This is a genomic window from Pedobacter fastidiosus (genome assembly GCF_014306625.1).
GTDB classification, from domain to species: Bacteria; Bacteroidota; Bacteroidia; order Sphingobacteriales; family Sphingobacteriaceae; genus Pedobacter; species Pedobacter fastidiosus.
Genome location: NZ_JACRYL010000012.1, coordinates 111,802 through 128,668, shown reverse-complemented (window position 1 = coordinate 128,668; position 16,867 = coordinate 111,802). Strand labels below are relative to the sequence as shown.

The 16,867-nt window shown below is 36.2% G+C and carries 17 protein-coding genes; 4 read left to right on the top strand and 13 right to left on the bottom strand.

Annotation, left to right across the window (positions count from 1 at the left end; genetic code table 11):
- Positions 1-180: 180 nt before the first annotated feature.
- The 5 genes from H7U22_RS14545 to H7U22_RS14525 form a co-directional block, all read right to left on the bottom strand.
- Complete coding sequence (locus H7U22_RS14545; RefSeq protein WP_187072077.1) at positions 181-477, bottom strand: chaperone modulator CbpM; 297 nt, start codon at positions 475-477, stop codon at positions 181-183.
- A gap of 80 nt (positions 478-557) precedes the next feature.
- On the bottom strand, positions 558-1,439 hold the full coding sequence (locus H7U22_RS14540) for a DnaJ C-terminal domain-containing protein (protein ID WP_187072076.1): 882 nt from the start codon (positions 1,437-1,439) through the stop codon (positions 558-560).
- Between the two features lie 156 nt (positions 1,440-1,595).
- Entirely contained in the window at positions 1,596-4,013 is a 2,418-nt protein-coding gene (locus tag H7U22_RS14535) for an alpha/beta hydrolase family protein (RefSeq protein WP_187072075.1), read from the bottom strand.
- Between the two features lie 157 nt (positions 4,014-4,170).
- Positions 4,171-4,587 carry a DUF1801 domain-containing protein gene (locus H7U22_RS14530; RefSeq protein ID WP_187072074.1) on the bottom strand — a complete coding sequence of 139 codons (417 nt, stop codon included), beginning with the start codon at positions 4,585-4,587 and terminating at the stop codon, positions 4,171-4,173.
- Positions 4,588-4,624: 37 nt separating this feature from the next.
- Positions 4,625-5,257 (bottom strand): hypothetical protein, encoded by a 633-nt coding sequence (locus H7U22_RS14525; protein ID WP_187072073.1) that lies wholly within the window; start codon positions 5,255-5,257, stop codon positions 4,625-4,627.
- 232 nt (positions 5,258-5,489) lie between these two features.
- Between H7U22_RS14525 and H7U22_RS14520 the strand changes: the two genes are divergently transcribed.
- The 3 genes from H7U22_RS14520 to H7U22_RS14510 all read left to right on the top strand — a co-directional run bounded on the left by H7U22_RS14520 (position 5,490) and on the right by H7U22_RS14510 (position 8,480).
- Positions 5,490-6,599, top strand: a complete 1,110-nt coding sequence (locus tag H7U22_RS14520; protein ID WP_187072072.1) for a Gfo/Idh/MocA family protein — start codon at positions 5,490-5,492, stop codon at positions 6,597-6,599.
- A gap of 88 nt (positions 6,600-6,687) precedes the next feature.
- Complete coding sequence (locus H7U22_RS14515) at positions 6,688-7,506, top strand: SDR family NAD(P)-dependent oxidoreductase (RefSeq protein ID WP_187072071.1); 819 nt, start codon at positions 6,688-6,690, stop codon at positions 7,504-7,506.
- An 83-nt stretch (positions 7,507-7,589) separates the two neighbouring features.
- On the top strand, positions 7,590-8,480 hold the full coding sequence (locus H7U22_RS14510) for a helix-turn-helix domain-containing protein (protein WP_187072070.1): 891 nt from the start codon (positions 7,590-7,592) through the stop codon (positions 8,478-8,480).
- Here the strand turns inward: H7U22_RS14510 and H7U22_RS14505 are convergent.
- The 8 genes from H7U22_RS14505 to H7U22_RS14470 all read right to left on the bottom strand — a co-directional run bounded on the left by H7U22_RS14505 (position 8,472) and on the right by H7U22_RS14470 (position 16,354).
- The gene (locus H7U22_RS14505) at positions 8,472-8,942 is read right to left on the bottom strand and encodes a PAS domain-containing protein (RefSeq protein WP_187072069.1); all 471 of its coding nucleotides are present in this window, start codon (positions 8,940-8,942) and stop codon (positions 8,472-8,474) included. The genes H7U22_RS14510 and H7U22_RS14505 overlap by 9 nt on opposite strands.
- A 191-nt stretch (positions 8,943-9,133) precedes the next feature.
- Entirely contained in the window at positions 9,134-9,823 is a 690-nt protein-coding gene (gpmA, locus tag H7U22_RS14500; protein WP_187072068.1) for a 2,3-diphosphoglycerate-dependent phosphoglycerate mutase, read from the bottom strand.
- Between the two features lie 558 nt (positions 9,824-10,381).
- The gene (locus tag H7U22_RS14495) at positions 10,382-10,651 is read right to left on the bottom strand and encodes a hypothetical protein (RefSeq protein WP_187072067.1); all 270 of its coding nucleotides are present in this window, start codon (positions 10,649-10,651) and stop codon (positions 10,382-10,384) included.
- Positions 10,651-11,766 (bottom strand): M42 family metallopeptidase, encoded by a 1,116-nt coding sequence (locus tag H7U22_RS14490; RefSeq protein WP_187072066.1) that lies wholly within the window; start codon positions 11,764-11,766, stop codon positions 10,651-10,653. Before H7U22_RS14490 ends, H7U22_RS14495 begins: the two co-directional genes overlap by 1 nt.
- 72 nt (positions 11,767-11,838) lie before the next feature.
- A complete protein-coding gene (locus H7U22_RS14485; RefSeq protein WP_222621875.1) occupies positions 11,839-12,255 on the bottom strand; it encodes a GNAT family N-acetyltransferase in 417 nt (138 codons plus the stop codon).
- On the bottom strand, positions 12,256-13,437 hold the full coding sequence (locus tag H7U22_RS14480; RefSeq protein ID WP_248284760.1) for an MFS transporter: 1,182 nt from the start codon (positions 13,435-13,437) through the stop codon (positions 12,256-12,258).
- A gap of 108 nt (positions 13,438-13,545) precedes the next feature.
- Positions 13,546-15,087: an acyl-CoA carboxylase subunit beta gene (locus H7U22_RS14475; RefSeq protein ID WP_187072065.1), complete on the bottom strand. Its 1,542-nt coding sequence runs from the start codon at positions 15,085-15,087 to the stop codon at positions 13,546-13,548.
- 31 nt (positions 15,088-15,118) lie between these two features.
- Positions 15,119-16,354 carry a porin gene (locus H7U22_RS14470; protein ID WP_187072064.1) on the bottom strand — a complete coding sequence of 412 codons (1,236 nt, stop codon included), beginning with the start codon at positions 16,352-16,354 and terminating at the stop codon, positions 15,119-15,121.
- A 145-nt stretch (positions 16,355-16,499) separates the two neighbouring features.
- Here H7U22_RS14470 and H7U22_RS14465 point away from each other — a divergent pair, with 145 nt between their 5' ends.
- Positions 16,500-16,844, top strand: coding sequence for a hypothetical protein (locus H7U22_RS14465; protein WP_109929284.1), 345 nt, complete (start codon positions 16,500-16,502; stop codon positions 16,842-16,844).
- Positions 16,845-16,867 lie beyond the last annotated feature (23 nt).

The following is a 16,867-nucleotide window of genomic DNA, read 5'->3' as shown; positions in this document are numbered from 1 at the left end:
AAAATAATTTACGTTGAATATAGCGCAATTTGTAGAGGCTACGCATTAAACTAGAGATTGTTTGAATTTAGAAAATTTAGATTGTACGGTTCGTGGAGACACGAACCGAGGCATCAAGAATTTGTAAATGTACTTACGCAAACTGAATTATAAAATCAACAAAGCATCTTTAAACAGTTACTAATGTATCTGATGATAATAATTTAGCTCATTCTTTAGCTGTATAACCTCGTTTTGCATCTTATTTAATTGACTTAACAATTGTGCAACAGCATGGATGCCTTCAAGATTAATTTCGAGATCTTTTGATAAACGAATACAACGTTCAAGCTTATCTAATTCTTCTGTATTTAAAAAAACTGCCTTTTTTATAATAGTTGTTTGCACCAGGCCAAACTCTTCTAGGGAGCGGATAAAGTTGATTTCTACATGGTGAAATGAACAGATGTCTTCAATCGATATTAGATTATTTTCCATCAGAATCTATTTGGTTAAACTTGTATTGCGTATATAACGAATATGTATTCTATTTGGTTTTAAACTCTGAACTAATATTTTTAAAGTTTTGAAAGTTTTTCGAAAAGTTCTTTTTGTTCATTACTTAGGTTGGTTGGCACTTTAACCTGCCATTTTATATATAAATCTCCAAACTGATTTTCCTTTTTGTAAAGTGGAAATCCTTTGCCTTTTAACCTTAAAGATGCATCTGATTGTGTACCAGCTGGAACATTTAGCTTAACCTTGCCATTTAACGTTTCAACAATTTTTTCGCCACCTAAAATCGCAGTATATAAATTTAGCTCTTCGTTAACGTAAATGTCGTTGCCTTTACGTTTAAATTTTGGATCATCGGCAATGGTGAAAGTTATAAATAAATCTCCAGGAGGACCATTATTAACGCCTGCCGAACCATAGCTGGGAAGTTTAATTTTTTGCCCATTTTCTACACCTGCAGGTATCGTAATTCTAACCTGTTTACCATTAACGGTTAGGGTTTGTTTATGGGTGGTGTAAACATCAAGAAGATTTAACTGAAGCTCGGCCGTAAAATCTTGACCTTTAAACGGAGATTTTCCGCTGCTTCTGGCGCCACCACCACCAAACATCGAAGAGAAGAAATCGGAAAAATCGCCGCCACCAAAGCCCCCAAAAGCATCATATTCAGAATTTCTGCCTCTAGATTGGTTTTGTCTTTGTTGGTTAAACTGATCTGCATGTTGCCAATCTTTTCCGTGCTGATCGTACTTCTTGCGTTTAACGGGATCACTTAAAACCTCATTCGCCTCGTTAATTTGCTGAAACTTTTTATTCGCCTCTTCATTATTAGGATTCAAATCGGGATGATATTTTCTAGCCAACTTGCGGTAGGCCTTCTTGATCTCATCAGCAGTTGCATCTTTCTTTAACTCAAGAATTTTATAATAGTCTACGTAGTCCATGTGGTACTAAACAAATAAGTGGAGGGTATATTCAATTTTGTAGCGATAAAGGTAACCTTTAAAAAAATAAAATCAAGCTTTGAAATCGCTAATCGGCTTAATTAAATGAAAAATTCCTCGAATTTCGAGGCATTTTTATTATTAATTTAAAACATATTACTTCTTGTTTTTAACATATTTCTCTAACCATTGGTCTTGCTCCCACAGCATGTGCAAAAGATTTTCTTTTCCACGGTAACTGTGCGCCTCATAAGGTAAAAACACAAAGCGTGTTGTGCCACCCGCACCTTTAATTGCATTAAACAAGCGCTCACTATTTATTGGGAATGTGCCTGGATTATCGTCAGAATCACCATGAATTAAAAGAAGTGGCGTTTTAATTTTATCAGCGTAGCTAAATGGACTCATTTCATAATACAATTGTGGAGCTTGCCAATAGGTGCGTTCTTCGTTTTGGAAACCGAATGGTGTAAGCGTACGGTTATAAGCTCCGCTACGGGCAATTCCTGCTGCAAATAAATTGGTATGAGCCAAAAGGTTTGCAGTCATAAAAGCGCCATAACTATGTCCGCCAACCGCCATGCGTTTACGATCTCCAACACCTAAATCGGACAGTTTATTTATAGCCGCTTCTGCATTTAATTGTAATTGATCAACAAAAGTATCATTTGGTTTTTTGCCATCTTTTGCAACAATTGGCATTTCTGCATTGTCTAAAACGGCATAACCTCTTGTTACCCAAAAAATTGGTGATGCCCAGCTAATGGTTGTAAACTTATCTTTGGATCCACGGATTTGAGCGGCATCTGCTGCAGAGTTAAATTCGCGAGGATATGCCCAAATTAAGGTTGGTAAAGGACCGTCTTTATGTTTGTTATAACCTTTTGGTAAGTATAAATCTCCAGTTAAATCTACGCCATCTGCACGTTTGTAGGAGATTTTTTCTTTGGTAATGCCTTCTAAAGATGGGTAAGGGTTTGCGAAGTTTGTTACTGGTCTATCCGCAATGCGAAGAATTAAGTTTTTAATGTAATAGTTCGGAACTAACTTCTGACTTTCTTTCCGGGTTAATAAAACCAATTTTTCAGGGTCTATCACATCGCTTACATATTCGTAAGTTCCTTCTAAGCTTCTCCAAATAATTTCATTTTTTTTGCTTGCTAAATCAAATTTGGCCAAGAAAGGCAAATCGCCCTTTTCAGAAGATCCAACGGTATTGTTCATTAATAATTTTGTACCATTATCAACTGTATGGATAACCTGACGACCATATTTATTTTTGGTGGTTACTGGGCTTCCAGGGTTGCCGTATGCATCTGTTTGGTTGCGGCTATAAAGTTCTTCTACTGCTCCAGTTGTTGGATTATAACGGCTTACTTTACTGGTTTGCTTGCTGCGTAAACCTTCCATAATTAATGCAAGATTGGCATCGCCCCATTGAACGCCACGATAACGCGTAACGGTTTTAAATAATTCTTTTTCTGCTCCTGTAAATGGTGCACTTAAAGAATAAACTGCATCATGGAATGGAACATTTTTCTTAATTAAGCCACTGTCTAATGGTTTAGACCAAACAATTGTAGCGGGCTCATCATCTCTCCAATCGAAACCACGAGGAACATTTTGCGTATTATCATAACCTGATGGAGTTCCTTCTGATGATGGCAATTCTGCCAAAACCTTAATAGGTTTGCCTGTTAAATCGGTAATGGTAATTGTAGATGGAAAACCGCCGGCAGAAACCAAGTAAGAAAATGGCTTGCGAATGGTTTCTAGCATCATATAGGTTTTATCTGGTGATAAACTTACCGAGCCATAAATGGCCGGTTTACCAATTGGAGTTTCGATTCCGCCAGTATTTTTAACCAATTGAGAAGTACCATAAAACTCAAATAATTGCTCATCAAATGGTGATTTAATTAAATCTTGATAGGTTGCGCTCGGAGCAGCCTTTCCTAAATTTTGTTGAATGGTTGGCCCCTTTGGCATTAAAGGTTTTGGAGGTGCTGCACTTGCAGGTTTTGTTGCAGTACGATAAATAATGGTATTGTCGTTTAACCAAGTTAAGCCGCTTCCTAAAACAACGTTTAAAAAAGCCTTATTAACCTTTGTTGCTTTTTTCGTCGCTAAATCTATTATATATAAATCGACACCTTTTTGAGTGGTATTGGTAAAGGCTATTTTGTTTTCAGAAGGGTTCCAGCTGATGTTGCTTGCGAACAAAGGTGCTGGTAAACCTGTAACTGGAAATGTTTTATCCGTTTTAATATTTTTCAGACTGAAATTATTGATATAGGTCTGTCGGCTTGGCGAGTAGTTATTTGGGTTTAACCTTAAGCCTGCAATGCGATATTCTGGCATCGCCAATTCTTCTACTGAAGGATAAGAATTACGTTCGCTAAAGAGAATCCATTCTGCTTTGCCATCAATACTTACGCCCGGAGTGGGTTTGGCAAGTAATAAATCGGCAATTTCTTTTGGGGGAGTTTGATAGCTTACAGCATCTTGTGCTCTGGCATTTAACGAAACACAGGCGCCAGCTATTAAAAAATAGAGGTGTAGTTTTTTAATCATTTCCGGTTAGTTTGGTTGAAATAAGGAATAATCAAATATGCGAAATTTACCTTAGTGTATTGTTGAGTAACCGCTTATTTACAAGAGAAATTTTTTGCACATTATTGGGAATAATAGATCAGCAAAGCTTTATGAGATCATTAGAATTTAATCTTAATTATGGATATAGACTTTTAATTCTTTCTACTGAATTGGTCACTAGTTTTTTTAGAATTTCAACATCAATATCAGATAGCTTTTTAATGTAAACACAAGCTTTGGCCGTTTTATGTTTGCCAAATTTCTCAAGTAATGCTTCCCGATCTTTTAATTGTGAAGATAAGTACAACGCAAAAGCATCTTTTCTTGGAGAAAAACCGACCAATGGCGCATCACCTTCTCGGCCACTTTCATATACGTAATGATAACTGCCAAAGCCTACAATTGCCGTTCCCCACATTTTAGCCTCAAAGCCTGTAGTCTTAGAAATGATTTCAACCAATTCAAAACTGTCTTTTCTTTTGGTATCATCTTCAACTTTGTTTAAAAAATCTGATACACTAAGTTTGTTTTCGGTGGTTTTATTCTTTGCCATTATGATTAAAATCTAATTATAAATTTAAGGAAACAATTTAAATTCTAGTGGCCCATTTTCCAATCAGTATATTGTATTCTTTCGGGATGGTTAGGCCATGAAAATGATTAGTTAGGCCGAAAAGAATAATACAAGTTAATGCAAAGCCAAAATATAAAATAATTTTAGCCTGTTTATTTGGGTTTAATCCTATAAAATTGTGCTTAGCTTTAGCTTTATGTACAGAAGCAATATGACCAAATACCGAGATAATGGCTAAAGAATAATACGGGGTAAAAAACAGATTATATGGGAAAGTATTTAATCCTGCAGCACCAAAATACACATTGGTATTTAAATGCAAATAGAATCGTCCGCCAAACACTGCTGCTAAGTGGAATATTAAAAATATTGATAAGTAGATTCCAGTCCAAACATGGAGTTTTTCAAAACCAGATAAGTTGATTTTTTTCTTATTCTTAATCAGCTTAAAACCCGAAATGATTTGAACAAGTACAGATAATAATAAAATAATTTCGACAACTGTGTTCCGGTAGAAGAGGCGTAAAATATTCATCAAATTTATGTGCGCAGCAACGCCGAACAGACTATAAAAGTGATTAAATAAATGTAATCCAATAAAAATAGACAGCGTTATGCCTGAAATGTAATGAAGTTTTTTGGTATTCATCTTCAATAAAAATAGAATTAATTACCAGGCAAAATGCTAGGTTTTATCATTGTTTAATTCGGGATGAATTTCTGTTATATTGGGTAGGATGAATTTTAATTAATTTAAAAATGCAATTAACGAATATAAATGATTAATGCATTTCAACAAGTAATTATGTAATATTTTAATGCGATTTAAATAACAATAACATTAATGTATAACTTGTAAAATCATCCATTTTAGATTAATTATGAAAACTTATCCACCCACTATTTATTTTAAAACATTATTTCTTATCGCTTTCACTTGTCTATCGCTTTGCGTTAAAGCGCAGAATAAGCTTAATGTTGCAATTGTGGGTTTAAATCATGATCATATTTATTTGATTATGAGCAGTTATCAAAGGGGTGAGGTGAATATTTTGGGAATTGCGGAGGCAAATCCAGAATTGGTAGATCGATTTAAGAAGCGCTATAAATTGGCTGATAGTCTGTTTTATCCAGATTTAACTTCGCTACTAAAAAGAAAAAAGCCTGATGTGGTTTTGGCTTACAATGCAATTAGCGATCATCTTGCCGTTGTAGAAGCTTCGGCCCCTTTGGGCATTTCTGTAATGGTAGAAAAGCCTTTGGCTATGACCGTTAAGCAGGCGCAAAAAATGGCAGAGTTGGCAAAGAAATATAAAATTCATTTGCTTACCAATTATGAAACTACATGGTATCCGAGTAATCAGGAAGCTTATTTAGATATTAAGGAAAAGGGATCTGTTGGTCCAATTCGAAAAATGATTGTTCATGATGGCCACCAAGGGCCAAAGGAAATTGGCGTGAGTAAGGAGTTTTTGAGTTGGTTAACCGATCCAAAGAAAAATGGAGGTGGTGCTTTGGTTGATTTTGGCTGTTACGGCGCAAATTTGATGACTTGGCTAATGGATGGTAAGGCACCAATTTCTGTTTCTGCAATTACACATCAAATTAAAAAGGATGTTTATCCAAATGTGGATGATGATGCTACAATTCTATTGGAATATGCCGATGCAACAGGAATTATAGAAGCCTCTTGGAATTGGCCTTTTAGTATAAAGGATTTAGAAGTTTTTGGCAAAACCGGTTACATACAAGCTGTAAATGAGCAAAATCTTCGAACCAAAATAAGCGGAAAGCCTGAATATTCTATTTATAAAGCCAAGCCTTTAACTCCAGCTTATGCAAATCATTTAGGCTACTTAGCAGCTGTTTTAAAAAATGAAATTCAGCCTGTAAATGATTTATCTTCTTTGGAAAATAATTTAATTGTGGTTAAAATACTAGAAGCGGCTAAAATTTCGGCAAAGACAGGTAAGAAGGTAATGATTAAGTAAGTTAAAATGTATCATTAATGTCGACTTTTGTATAAATCTGGCTGGCTTTTCCACTTTAGATTTGCTTTATAAATTAATAGATAAAGCAATGGCTAAAACAATTTTTATTACTGGCGCTTCACGTGGATTTGGTAAAATCTGGGCAGAAGCATTTTTAAAACGTGGTGACCAAGTAGTGGCAACCGCGAGAGATTTAAGCACCTTAAACGATTTGGTTTCTACCTACGGAAATCAAATTCTTCCAATAAAATTAGATGTTAATGATAGGGCTGCAGATTTTGAAGCTGTAAAAAAAGCTGAAGATCATTTCGGCAAGATTGATGTGCTGATTAATAATGCAGGCTATGGTTTATTTGGTGCAATTGAAGAAACTTCGGAAAAGGAAGCAAGAGATCAAATTGAAACTAATGTTTTTGGATTGTTATGGATGACACAGGCTGTTCTTCCAATAATGAGAGCACAAGGCTTTGGTCATATTATTCAGGTTTCTAGTGTGCTTGGTGTGGCAACATTGCCAGTTCTGGGGATTTATAACGCATCAAAATTTGCGGTTGAAGGTTTAAGTGAAACCCTGGCAACTGAAGTTAAAGGTTTTGGAATTAATGTTACGCTGGTAGAGCCAAACGGTTTCGATACCGATTGGGCAGGTGGTTCTGCAATTCGCACTGAAGCAATAAGTGCTTACGATGGCGTTAAAGAAGCCTTTAATGCAGGTTTAACCGAAGATAGTTTTGGTGTGCCAGCAGCAACGGTAAACGCAATTTTGAAATTGGTTGATACTGAACAACCACCTCTTAGGTATTTTTTAGGTAAAGTAGCTTTGCCATGGGTTAAACAAGTTTATGCAGAGCGATTAAAAAGTTGGGAAGATTGGCAAGAGGTTGCAGTTGCAGCTCATGGTAAATAAGCAAATCTTTGAGTTGAAAACACCTTAAATAAACTGACAAAAATCTGCGTTTTAGGGCGCGGATTTTTGTTAAAATTGTATACATGAAACACTATAGTAACCTCAACCAGCTTCATCGCGAAAATGGTTTTAAGCTTCCAGAAAATCCATTGATCAGCATTGTTCAATGCGACAAAACATGCTCAATTGGAGATAGAGAGTTTACAACAGATTTTTATGTTATTGGATTTAAGAAATTAAAATCGGGAACGTTTCTTTATGGTAGAACAAAGTATGATCATGACTTAGGTTATATGTCGTTTATTAAACCACGGCAGGTAATGGAAATGAAAAATCTAGAATTTGAAGAAGATGGATTTCTCATCTTTTTACATGAGGATTTTTTGAACGGGCACCCGCTTCATTCTGAAATTAAAAAGTATGGGTTTTTCGATTATGAAACTAGCGAAGCATTGCATTTATCGCCAAATGAAGAAGAAATTATTTGGGATCTTTATCGTAAAATAGAAGGTGAATATTATAACAATCAGGATGAATACAGTAGAGATATTATAATTGGTTATGTTGATTCGATTTTAAAATACTCACAAAGATTTTATAAAAGACAATTTATAAACCGAACAGCGCTTTCTGGCAAAGTAGTATCAAAATTTAACGAAAGTCTTTCTGCCTATTTTGATAAAGGATTTTTGGCGGAAAAAGGATTGCCAACTGTAAAGTTTATGGCTTCTAAGCTTAATTTAAGTTCGAGGTATTTAAGCGATTTACTGAAAAAGGAAACAGGTAAAACGGCTTTGGAATTGATTCATATTTTCTTAATTGCCGAGGCTAAGAATATGTTAAAGGGTTCGGATAGCAATATTGCTGAGACTGCTTATACTTTAGGTTTTGAGAATTTGCCTTACTTTTCTAGGCTATTTAAAAAGGAAGTCGGAATAAGTCCGAATCAGTTTAAAAGGCAAATTTTAAACTAAATAGCGGTTACTTAAATCAGTAATGTCTAAACTGGTTCCAATCATTTTACTGATTTCGCCTAATTCCCTCACCACAATTCCATCTGCTTTTATTGTCCTTATGGCTCCATCTGCACGTTTAATTCTATACTGCACGTTGTAGCTACTTCTTTCGCCAGATATAGTAAGCTGAATTTCATCTTGCATTTTATCCAAATCTTCTGGTAAAATCATGCTTAGTAAATCATCAAAAGTAAAACTTGCATCGGCTGATAAGCCATAATTTCTCTTGCAAGTAAAGCTGGTACGCAATATTCCAGATTCATATTGAAATTCCCAAAAGCCAAGTTTTACGTGATCAAATATTACATCCCAATGGGCATCACAGATCATAGATAAATCCTTTTTTTTGGCATTGATACGAGCATCCATAATAAATAACGGTAAGGAATAATAAGTTTGTTTGTTAATGGCGAAAACCATTATTTTATAAATATAATAAATTTGTTACAATCAATTTAATAATTATTTGTATACAACTAAAAGGAGTATGAAAGTGGTTTTCTTTATTTTGAAGTTACTGTTGAATAATTCTAATTGGTTTAATCTTAGGCTTCAGGCTGATAGCCGTTAGAGATATAAAAGATTTTATTAAAAGTTATTTCCTCGGCATCTTATTCCAAGTAATAATGTCTTATTTTTTGAAGATTATCATCTAGTTCGTAAACCAATGGAATCCCTGTTGGAATTTCTAATGCGGTAACTTCTTCATTTGTTAAGTTATCCAGATACTTTATTAATGCCCGGAGACTGTTGCCGTGTGCAGATATAATCACCTTTTCGTTCTTACTTATTGCAGGCACAATTGCTTCATTCCAAAAGGGTAAAACTCTGGCAATTGTATCGCTTAAGTTTTCGGTTAGCGGTAAGTTTTCTAATTTTAAAGATTGATAGCGCAAATCGTTTCCCGGATAGCGTGGGTCTTCTTTTGTTATTGCTGGTGGTTCTTCATCAGGATCTCTTCTCCATTTATTTACTTGTTCTAAGCCAAATTTATCTGCAGTTTCTTGTTTATTGAGGCCTTGCAATGCACCGTAAAAGCGCTCGTTTAAGTGCCATGTTTTTTGTTCGGGAATCCAAAGATGATCCAGTTCTTCCAAAACGATATGTAGGGTTTTTATGGCTCTTTTAAGGAGTGAGGTAAAGGCGATATCGAAATTATAATCGTGTTTTTTTAAAATTTCTCCAGCTTTTTTAGCTTCGAGATAGCCACTTTCTGATAAGTCTACATCTGTCCAACCTGTAAAACGGTTTTCTAAATTCCAAAGGCTTTGCCCGTGGCGGATTAATACAATTTTTTTCATCGGCTTTATAATGTTTGAGCGCTATCTTAATACAAAATGGCCATGTTTATGTTTGGGCGATAGAAGGGAAGCTTGCTTAAATTTTTGCAGTTGCCCAATTAAAATAAACCTGACATACGTGAAAAGCATTTTGCTGCAATTTCATTTCAATTTAGTAATTACTTTAACAAAATGCTTGCAACATTGGCAGGACTGACGTAAAAATTTGGCTAGGCTTTGCTTTTCAGATAAATAAATGGCTTATACTGTATATAGATGCATTTATTTGATTAAAAATGTACCCTTGGGTTTTTCTGAATGATTATTTACAAGAACCGTTTTCTCGATTGCAACGGAACAGAATAGAGAGGTCGTTATAATTTTTCTACGCTCAAAGATTCTCCGCTTCTTTGGAAAGGACGACTTACAAGAACCTTCATCTCGGTTGTAGCGGAACAGAATAGAGAGATTTTTGTAATTTTTCTACGCTCAAAGATTTCTCCACTTCGGTCATCCTGAGCTTGTCGAAAGACTTAAATTAAGACATTTCGACAAGCTCAATATGACAAAAGCAAGGATTTATTCAGGAGAATCAGTTGATTTATTCAACGCTTCTTTCGTATCGGTTAAATCTTTATAATAAAAATAAGCCCCGAATCCTAAAATTAAGATAATATTACTCAGTTTAAAACTATGATCGAGCCAATAACCAAGTGGCGGAACACTCCCGCTAAAACTTTGCTTGATGCTTGGCCATGAGTTTATGGTAAAAATGATTACAATCATGAGCAAAACCTTTAATAAAGTTCTGATGATGATTTTTTGATACGGGATATTTGCTGCCTCCATTATTTAAATTCTCTGAAATCTTGTCCGTCTTTAATGTTCAACAAGCTTTCGTAAATTAAAGTGATTACGTTATCAACATCTTCTTTGTGAACCATTTCTACAGTGGTGTGCATGTAGCGCAATGGTAAAGAAATTAATGCAGATGGAACGCCCCCGTTTGAGTATGCAAAAGCATCGGTATCTGTACCTGTAGAACGTGAGGATGCCTGGCGCTGAAACGGAATTTCGTTTTTCTCTGCAGTTTTAATAAGTAATTTATTTAGATTGGTTTGAACAGCTGGAGCGTAAGAGACTACTGGTCCTTTGCCTGATGCTAAATCGCCCTGAATATTTTTGTTGATCATTGGCGTAGTGGTATCGTGAGTAACGTCGGTAACAATTGCAACGTTTGGTTTAATGCGTTGAGCAATCATTTCTGCGCCACGCAAACCAATTTCTTCTTGTACAGAGTTAACAATATATAAGCCGAATGGAAGTTTTTTCTTATTTTCTTTAAGTAAGCGGGCAACTTCGGCAATCATAAAACCACCAACACGGTTATCTAAAGCACGACCGACATAATAGCGATCGTTCAAAATCATAAACTCATCTTCGTAAGTAATTACGCAACCCACATGGATACCTAATTTTTCTACTTCTTCTTTTGAAGTGCAACCACAATCTAAAAATATGTTTTTAAGTTCTGGAGCTTGTTCTTTTTCTCCGTGACGAGTGTGGATTGCTGGCCAACCAAAAACTGCTTTAACCAAACCTTTTTCTGTGTGAATATTTACACGTTTAGAAGGCGCAATTTGATGATCGGAACCACCATTACGGATTACATAAATTAAACCATCGCTAGTGATAAAGTTTACATACCAAGAAATTTCATCGGCATGTGCTTCGATAACTACTTTATATGGCGCTTTTGGATTAATTACCCCAACTGCAGTTCCATAATTATCAACAAAATGCTCGTCGATATAAGGTTTTAAATAGTTAAGCCAAAGTTTTTGTCCCTCCCATTCGTAGCCAGTAGGAGCAGGGTTATTGATATATTCTTCTAGAAACTGGAGCGATTTTTTGGTCACTACAGAAACGTGTTTTTTCTTTTCGTCTTCTTTTTTCTTAGCCATTTTATATTTTTTTTACCACAAATGCACAAAGAACACAAAGTTTATTTTCTTCGTGATTTTGTGTCTTTCTGGTTATTTTTTGTTTAATATTAATTCCATTACCACAAATTCATTTCCACCTTTTGAGAAGGTTTTATCGGTTTCGTGGAAGCCAAATTTAGAATAAAATTCTTTAGCATTTATACGAGCATTGCACCATAGTTTGCTTGCTTTTTGAATTTTACAAAAATCCAAGATATATTCAATCAATTGTGATCCGCAACCCAGTTTTTGAGCTTCAGGCAAAACCGCAAGTTTTCTAAACTGATAAATATCTCCACTGGAAAAAAGTGAAACTACTCCAGTTAGTTTATGATCAGCATAAAGTCCGAAATGAATTCCATCAAAATCGTCAGCCAGTTTAACAATATCAAAAGGCTGATCTGCATACATGGCCTCATGTCGAATGCGCCAAGTTAACGAGGGAAATATTTGTTCTATTTGAACCATTTAAATGATTGAAGCTTTTTTCTTTCCGTAAAACTGATAGATTAAAATGTTCAGGAGGATAATTCCCGTCATCCCGTAACAGAATAATGCCCAGCCACCTTGATCCCAAAGAAATAATCCGAGTGCAGAACCACAGCTTGCGCCAATAAAACTAACCGACATAAAAATGGTGTTCAGTCTATTTCTAGCTTCTGGAATTAAAGTATAGATGCGGGTTTGGTTGGTTACGTGAATGGCCTGCTGACCAATATCTATCAAAATAATTCCAATTACGAATAAATATAAATGGCTTCCGGTAAAGTAAAATAAAGCAATACTAATGATCTGGAGAATGAAACCAAACATCAAATTTTTTCTTGGATTGTTTCCATCGCTTAGCTTTCCAACTAATGGAGCGGCTAAAGCACCGGCTGCACCCGCAATTCCGAATAAACCGATTTGTAACGTTTGAAAATTGAAAGGAGGATTTGCCAGAAACAAAACCATAGTGGTCCAGAATGCACTAATGATGGCAAAAGCCAAAAAATTGATCAACGAAGTTTCGCGTAAGGCGGGTTGTGTTTTAATGTAACTAAACATAGAACGCATTAATTCTTTGTACGTGCCTTTAAAGGCTGGGTAGCTTTGAGGGAAACGCTTGGCCATTAAGCCAATTAATAACAAACAGATTCCGGCGGCCATATAATAAACTGAACGCCAACCGATCCAAAAACCAATGCTTCCGCTTACTGCTCTTGAAGCTAAAATTCCAACCAAAAGACCGCTCATAATCATGCCGATATTTGCACCACGATTTTCATCAGAACTTAGGTTGGCCGCCAATGGTAAAATAAGCTGTGGAACAATGGAACAAACGCCGATAAGAACCGAAGCACATTCTAATAGGAAGAATGTTTTAGAAACCGCCGCAACCAGAAGTGCAACTATTGCCAATCCGGTTATTACCAGGATTTGCTTTTTTCTTTCAAACATATCGCCAAGGGGTACCAAAAGAAATAATCCGAGGGCATAACCAATTTGCGTTAAATAGGTTATTCTGCCTGCATAACTTTCGGTTAAGTTAAAATCTTTGGCTACCAAAATAACTAGAGGCTGGCAATAGTAAATATTTGCAACGATTAAGCCTGTGCAAAAGGCCATAAGTAGAATATCGGTACGGGATAATTGTGAAGGTGACTGCATAAATTGATTTACTGGATAATATTAGGTAAAATGTATGGATGTAAAATGTATAACGGGATTACATTGGCCATTATCCGTTTTACATCTTAAATCACACATCTTCCGTTTCTACAAAGGTATGTTTCCATGTTTCTTCCGTGGATTATTCACAACTTTATTTTCCAACATCTTAAATGCTTTTATCAACTTAACCCGCGTTTGCGAAGGTTCTATTACTTCATCTACAAAACCACGTTCGGCAGCTCGGTATGGATTTGCGAAAATATCTGAATACAGTTTTTCTTTCTCTAACCATTTATCCTGAGGGTTTTCTGCGGAACTAATTTCTCTTTTAAATATAATTTCTGCTGCACCTTTTGCGCCCATAACTGCAATTTCAGCACTGGGCCAAGCGTAATTCATGTCGGCCCCAATGTGTTTACTGTTCATTACATCATAAGCACCGCCATAAGCTTTTCTGGTAATCACGGTAATTCGCGGAACAGTTGCCTCGCTAAATGCATATAGTAATTTTGCACCATTGGTGATGATTCCATTCCACTCTTGATCTGTCCCGGGCAAGAAGCCTGGAACATCTTCAAAAACAAGTAGGGGAATATTAAAGCAATCGCAGAAACGAACAAAGCGAGCGGCCTTTGTTGATGAATTACTATCTAAAACCCCAGCCAAATAAGCGGGTTGGTTGGCTACAATTCCTATACTTCTGCCCGCTAAATGAGCAAAACCTACCACAATGTTTTCGGCAAAATCTTTATGAACTTCCAGAAAACTATCTGCATCAGCAACAGCTGAAATAATTTCACGGATATCATAAGGCTGAGAAGAATTTTGAGGCATGAAGGTGTTTAATGCAGGTCGGCTTTCGTCGCTTTGCTCATAAGGTAAAACTTCAGCCAGTTCCTCGCAGTTTTGAGGCATATAGCTCAGCAACTTTTTAACGTGATTAATGGCTTCAATTTCATTGGCGCAGGCAAAATGCGTTACGCCAGATTTTGTTGCGTGTGTTGTTGCACCACCCAATTCTTCTGAAGTTACTTCTTCATGCGTAACGGTTTTAACTACATTTGGGCCGGTAACAAACATATAAGATGTGTTTTCTACCATTAAAACGAAATCTGTTATGGCTGGAGAATAAACTGCTCCACCAGCACACGGGCCCATAATTGCAGAAAGTTGAGGAATAACCCCCGATGCTTGAACATTGCGGTAAAATATATCAGCATAACCACCTAAAGAAACCACACCTTCTTGAATTCTGGCGCCACCGCTATCGTTTAAACCAATTAATGGAGCGCCATTTTTCATCGCCATTTCCATTAACTTACAGATTTTTTCTGCGTGAGTTTCTGATAATGATCCTCCAAAAACAGTAAAATCCTGAGAAAAAACATAGGTCAGTCTTCCGTTAATGGTTCCATAACCTGTAATAACGCCATCGCCTAAATACTTTTCGTTTTCCATGCCAAAATCGGTGCTGCGGTGTGTTACCATCATCCCAATTTCTTCGAAACTTCCTTCATCCATTAAAAAGTGAATTCGTTCGCGGGCGGTTAGTTTACCTTTTTTGTGCTGACTATCAATTCTTGCTTGTCCACCACCAAGGTTTGCTTGGTTTATTTTATCTTGAAGTAAAGCTATTTTCTTATCCATGCCGATGTCTATCAGAATTTAAATTTAAAAATTACCAGCGGTATTGCAAGCGCGTTGTAAGCACATCATCCTTTATATCGTTAGGGATATCGCTAAGGCTGGTGCTTTCATTGGTAACATGCTCATTATAAAGTGTAAGTTTTAAACGGTTGCTCAGTTGATAGGTTAAACCATAACCCAAGGTATTGTATTTAACATCGCCAGAAGTTGTAAAAGTGTTTGGCTTGCCAATTTCTTCTCCTTTAATATCGGTATTTGGATCATAAACATCGTAGCCAACTATTGCTGCTAATTTGGTTTTGCCAACCTGTTGCGTTAACCAGATGTAATAGCCATTAAAATTACGAGCATACAAATTTGTGGCAGGTTGCAATGCAAAACTCTGACTTGCGTAAGGGCCTTTTAAATCTGCAGAACTCGCAACTCCAGGTTGTTTCCCTGCAATGTATTCTGTTTTTATTGCGGTTTTGCCAAAGCTGTTATCGTATTGAAGTTGAATGTTGGCGCCATAATAATTCCGATCTAAATATTTGCTCACAACATCATCGCCTGTATTCGCCTTAAATCCTCCGTTTGTAGGATTATAAAAAGTTTTAGTGCCACTTCGAACGTAGCCCCTGTAAATAGAACCTCCAAAACCAACATGGAATTTTTTGTTCGCGAGGCTATCAAACTTAAAGGCGATGTTGCCAATAATGTCTTTCTTCGAATCGTAATCTCTTGCCGTTAAACCGCTTCCGTTTACTACAGCAAACTCTAAAGTTAAAAACTTAAGGATAGTGTGTGGGCGATACCCAACCAAAGCGCCAATATCTCGCTCTCTCGGCATAAGAAGTTGGAATACTCGAGGGCGTTCTGGGAAATCTCGATAGCCTGATGAATAAACAATGCTATAACCAAAAGGCCTATTGAATAAACCGGCTGTAAAACTAAATTCTTTTAGCTTGGGTTCTCTCAATTGTATAAAGGCATCCATTAACTGCACGCCATTTTGGGTGGCATCTAATTGGAAAACAATACTTGTGTATTTATCTACCCGATCTATTTTCAATCGCCCGCGTCTGATAATAAAGCGGTTATCCGAATTGGTAGAGAAGTCTCCTCCAGAAAAGGAAGTAATCCCTGCAGACTCTGCTTTTTGAAATTGAGTTTGAAGATAGCCGGTTATTGCAATCTCATGCGGATCATAAGTTGAGGGTGCATTGTTGTTTTGTGCAAAAATTATTAACGGGCTAGACAACAAAGCCAAAAGCAAAAATTTCTTCATATTACGCGAAATTAAAACATTAAATTCAAATAATATCTGTGGCTGTACTACTTAAATTACAAATATTTTACAGCTTTATGTATTGAAAAACCAATTATGCTCTTATTTTTGTGGTTATAGAATTAAAATAAGATTAGAAGAATCGATGTTTTTAAGAAAATACAAGTATTTAATCGTAACCGCCTTTATGTTCATCTTCATGGCGAAGATGGGTATTTCTGGTGCACCGGTTTTTTGTACGAGTATTGATAAGGATATTATGAACGCCGTAATCATGCAAATTGAGTTAGAGCATGATGGCGGAAAGGATACCGCCAAAGACACGGCAAAATTTACCGATTTTAAATTAGTAGAACTTAATCATCCTATTTTTTCTTACGAGTTCTCTTCAAGTCATTTCGTTCTTAAAAGCAGTTTTGTAGAACATTTTAAAAGATATGTAGATCCATATCATCCTACAGTACCAACCCCTCCGCCTAACGTTATCTAGTTTTTTGGTGCTTTAAGCATTCA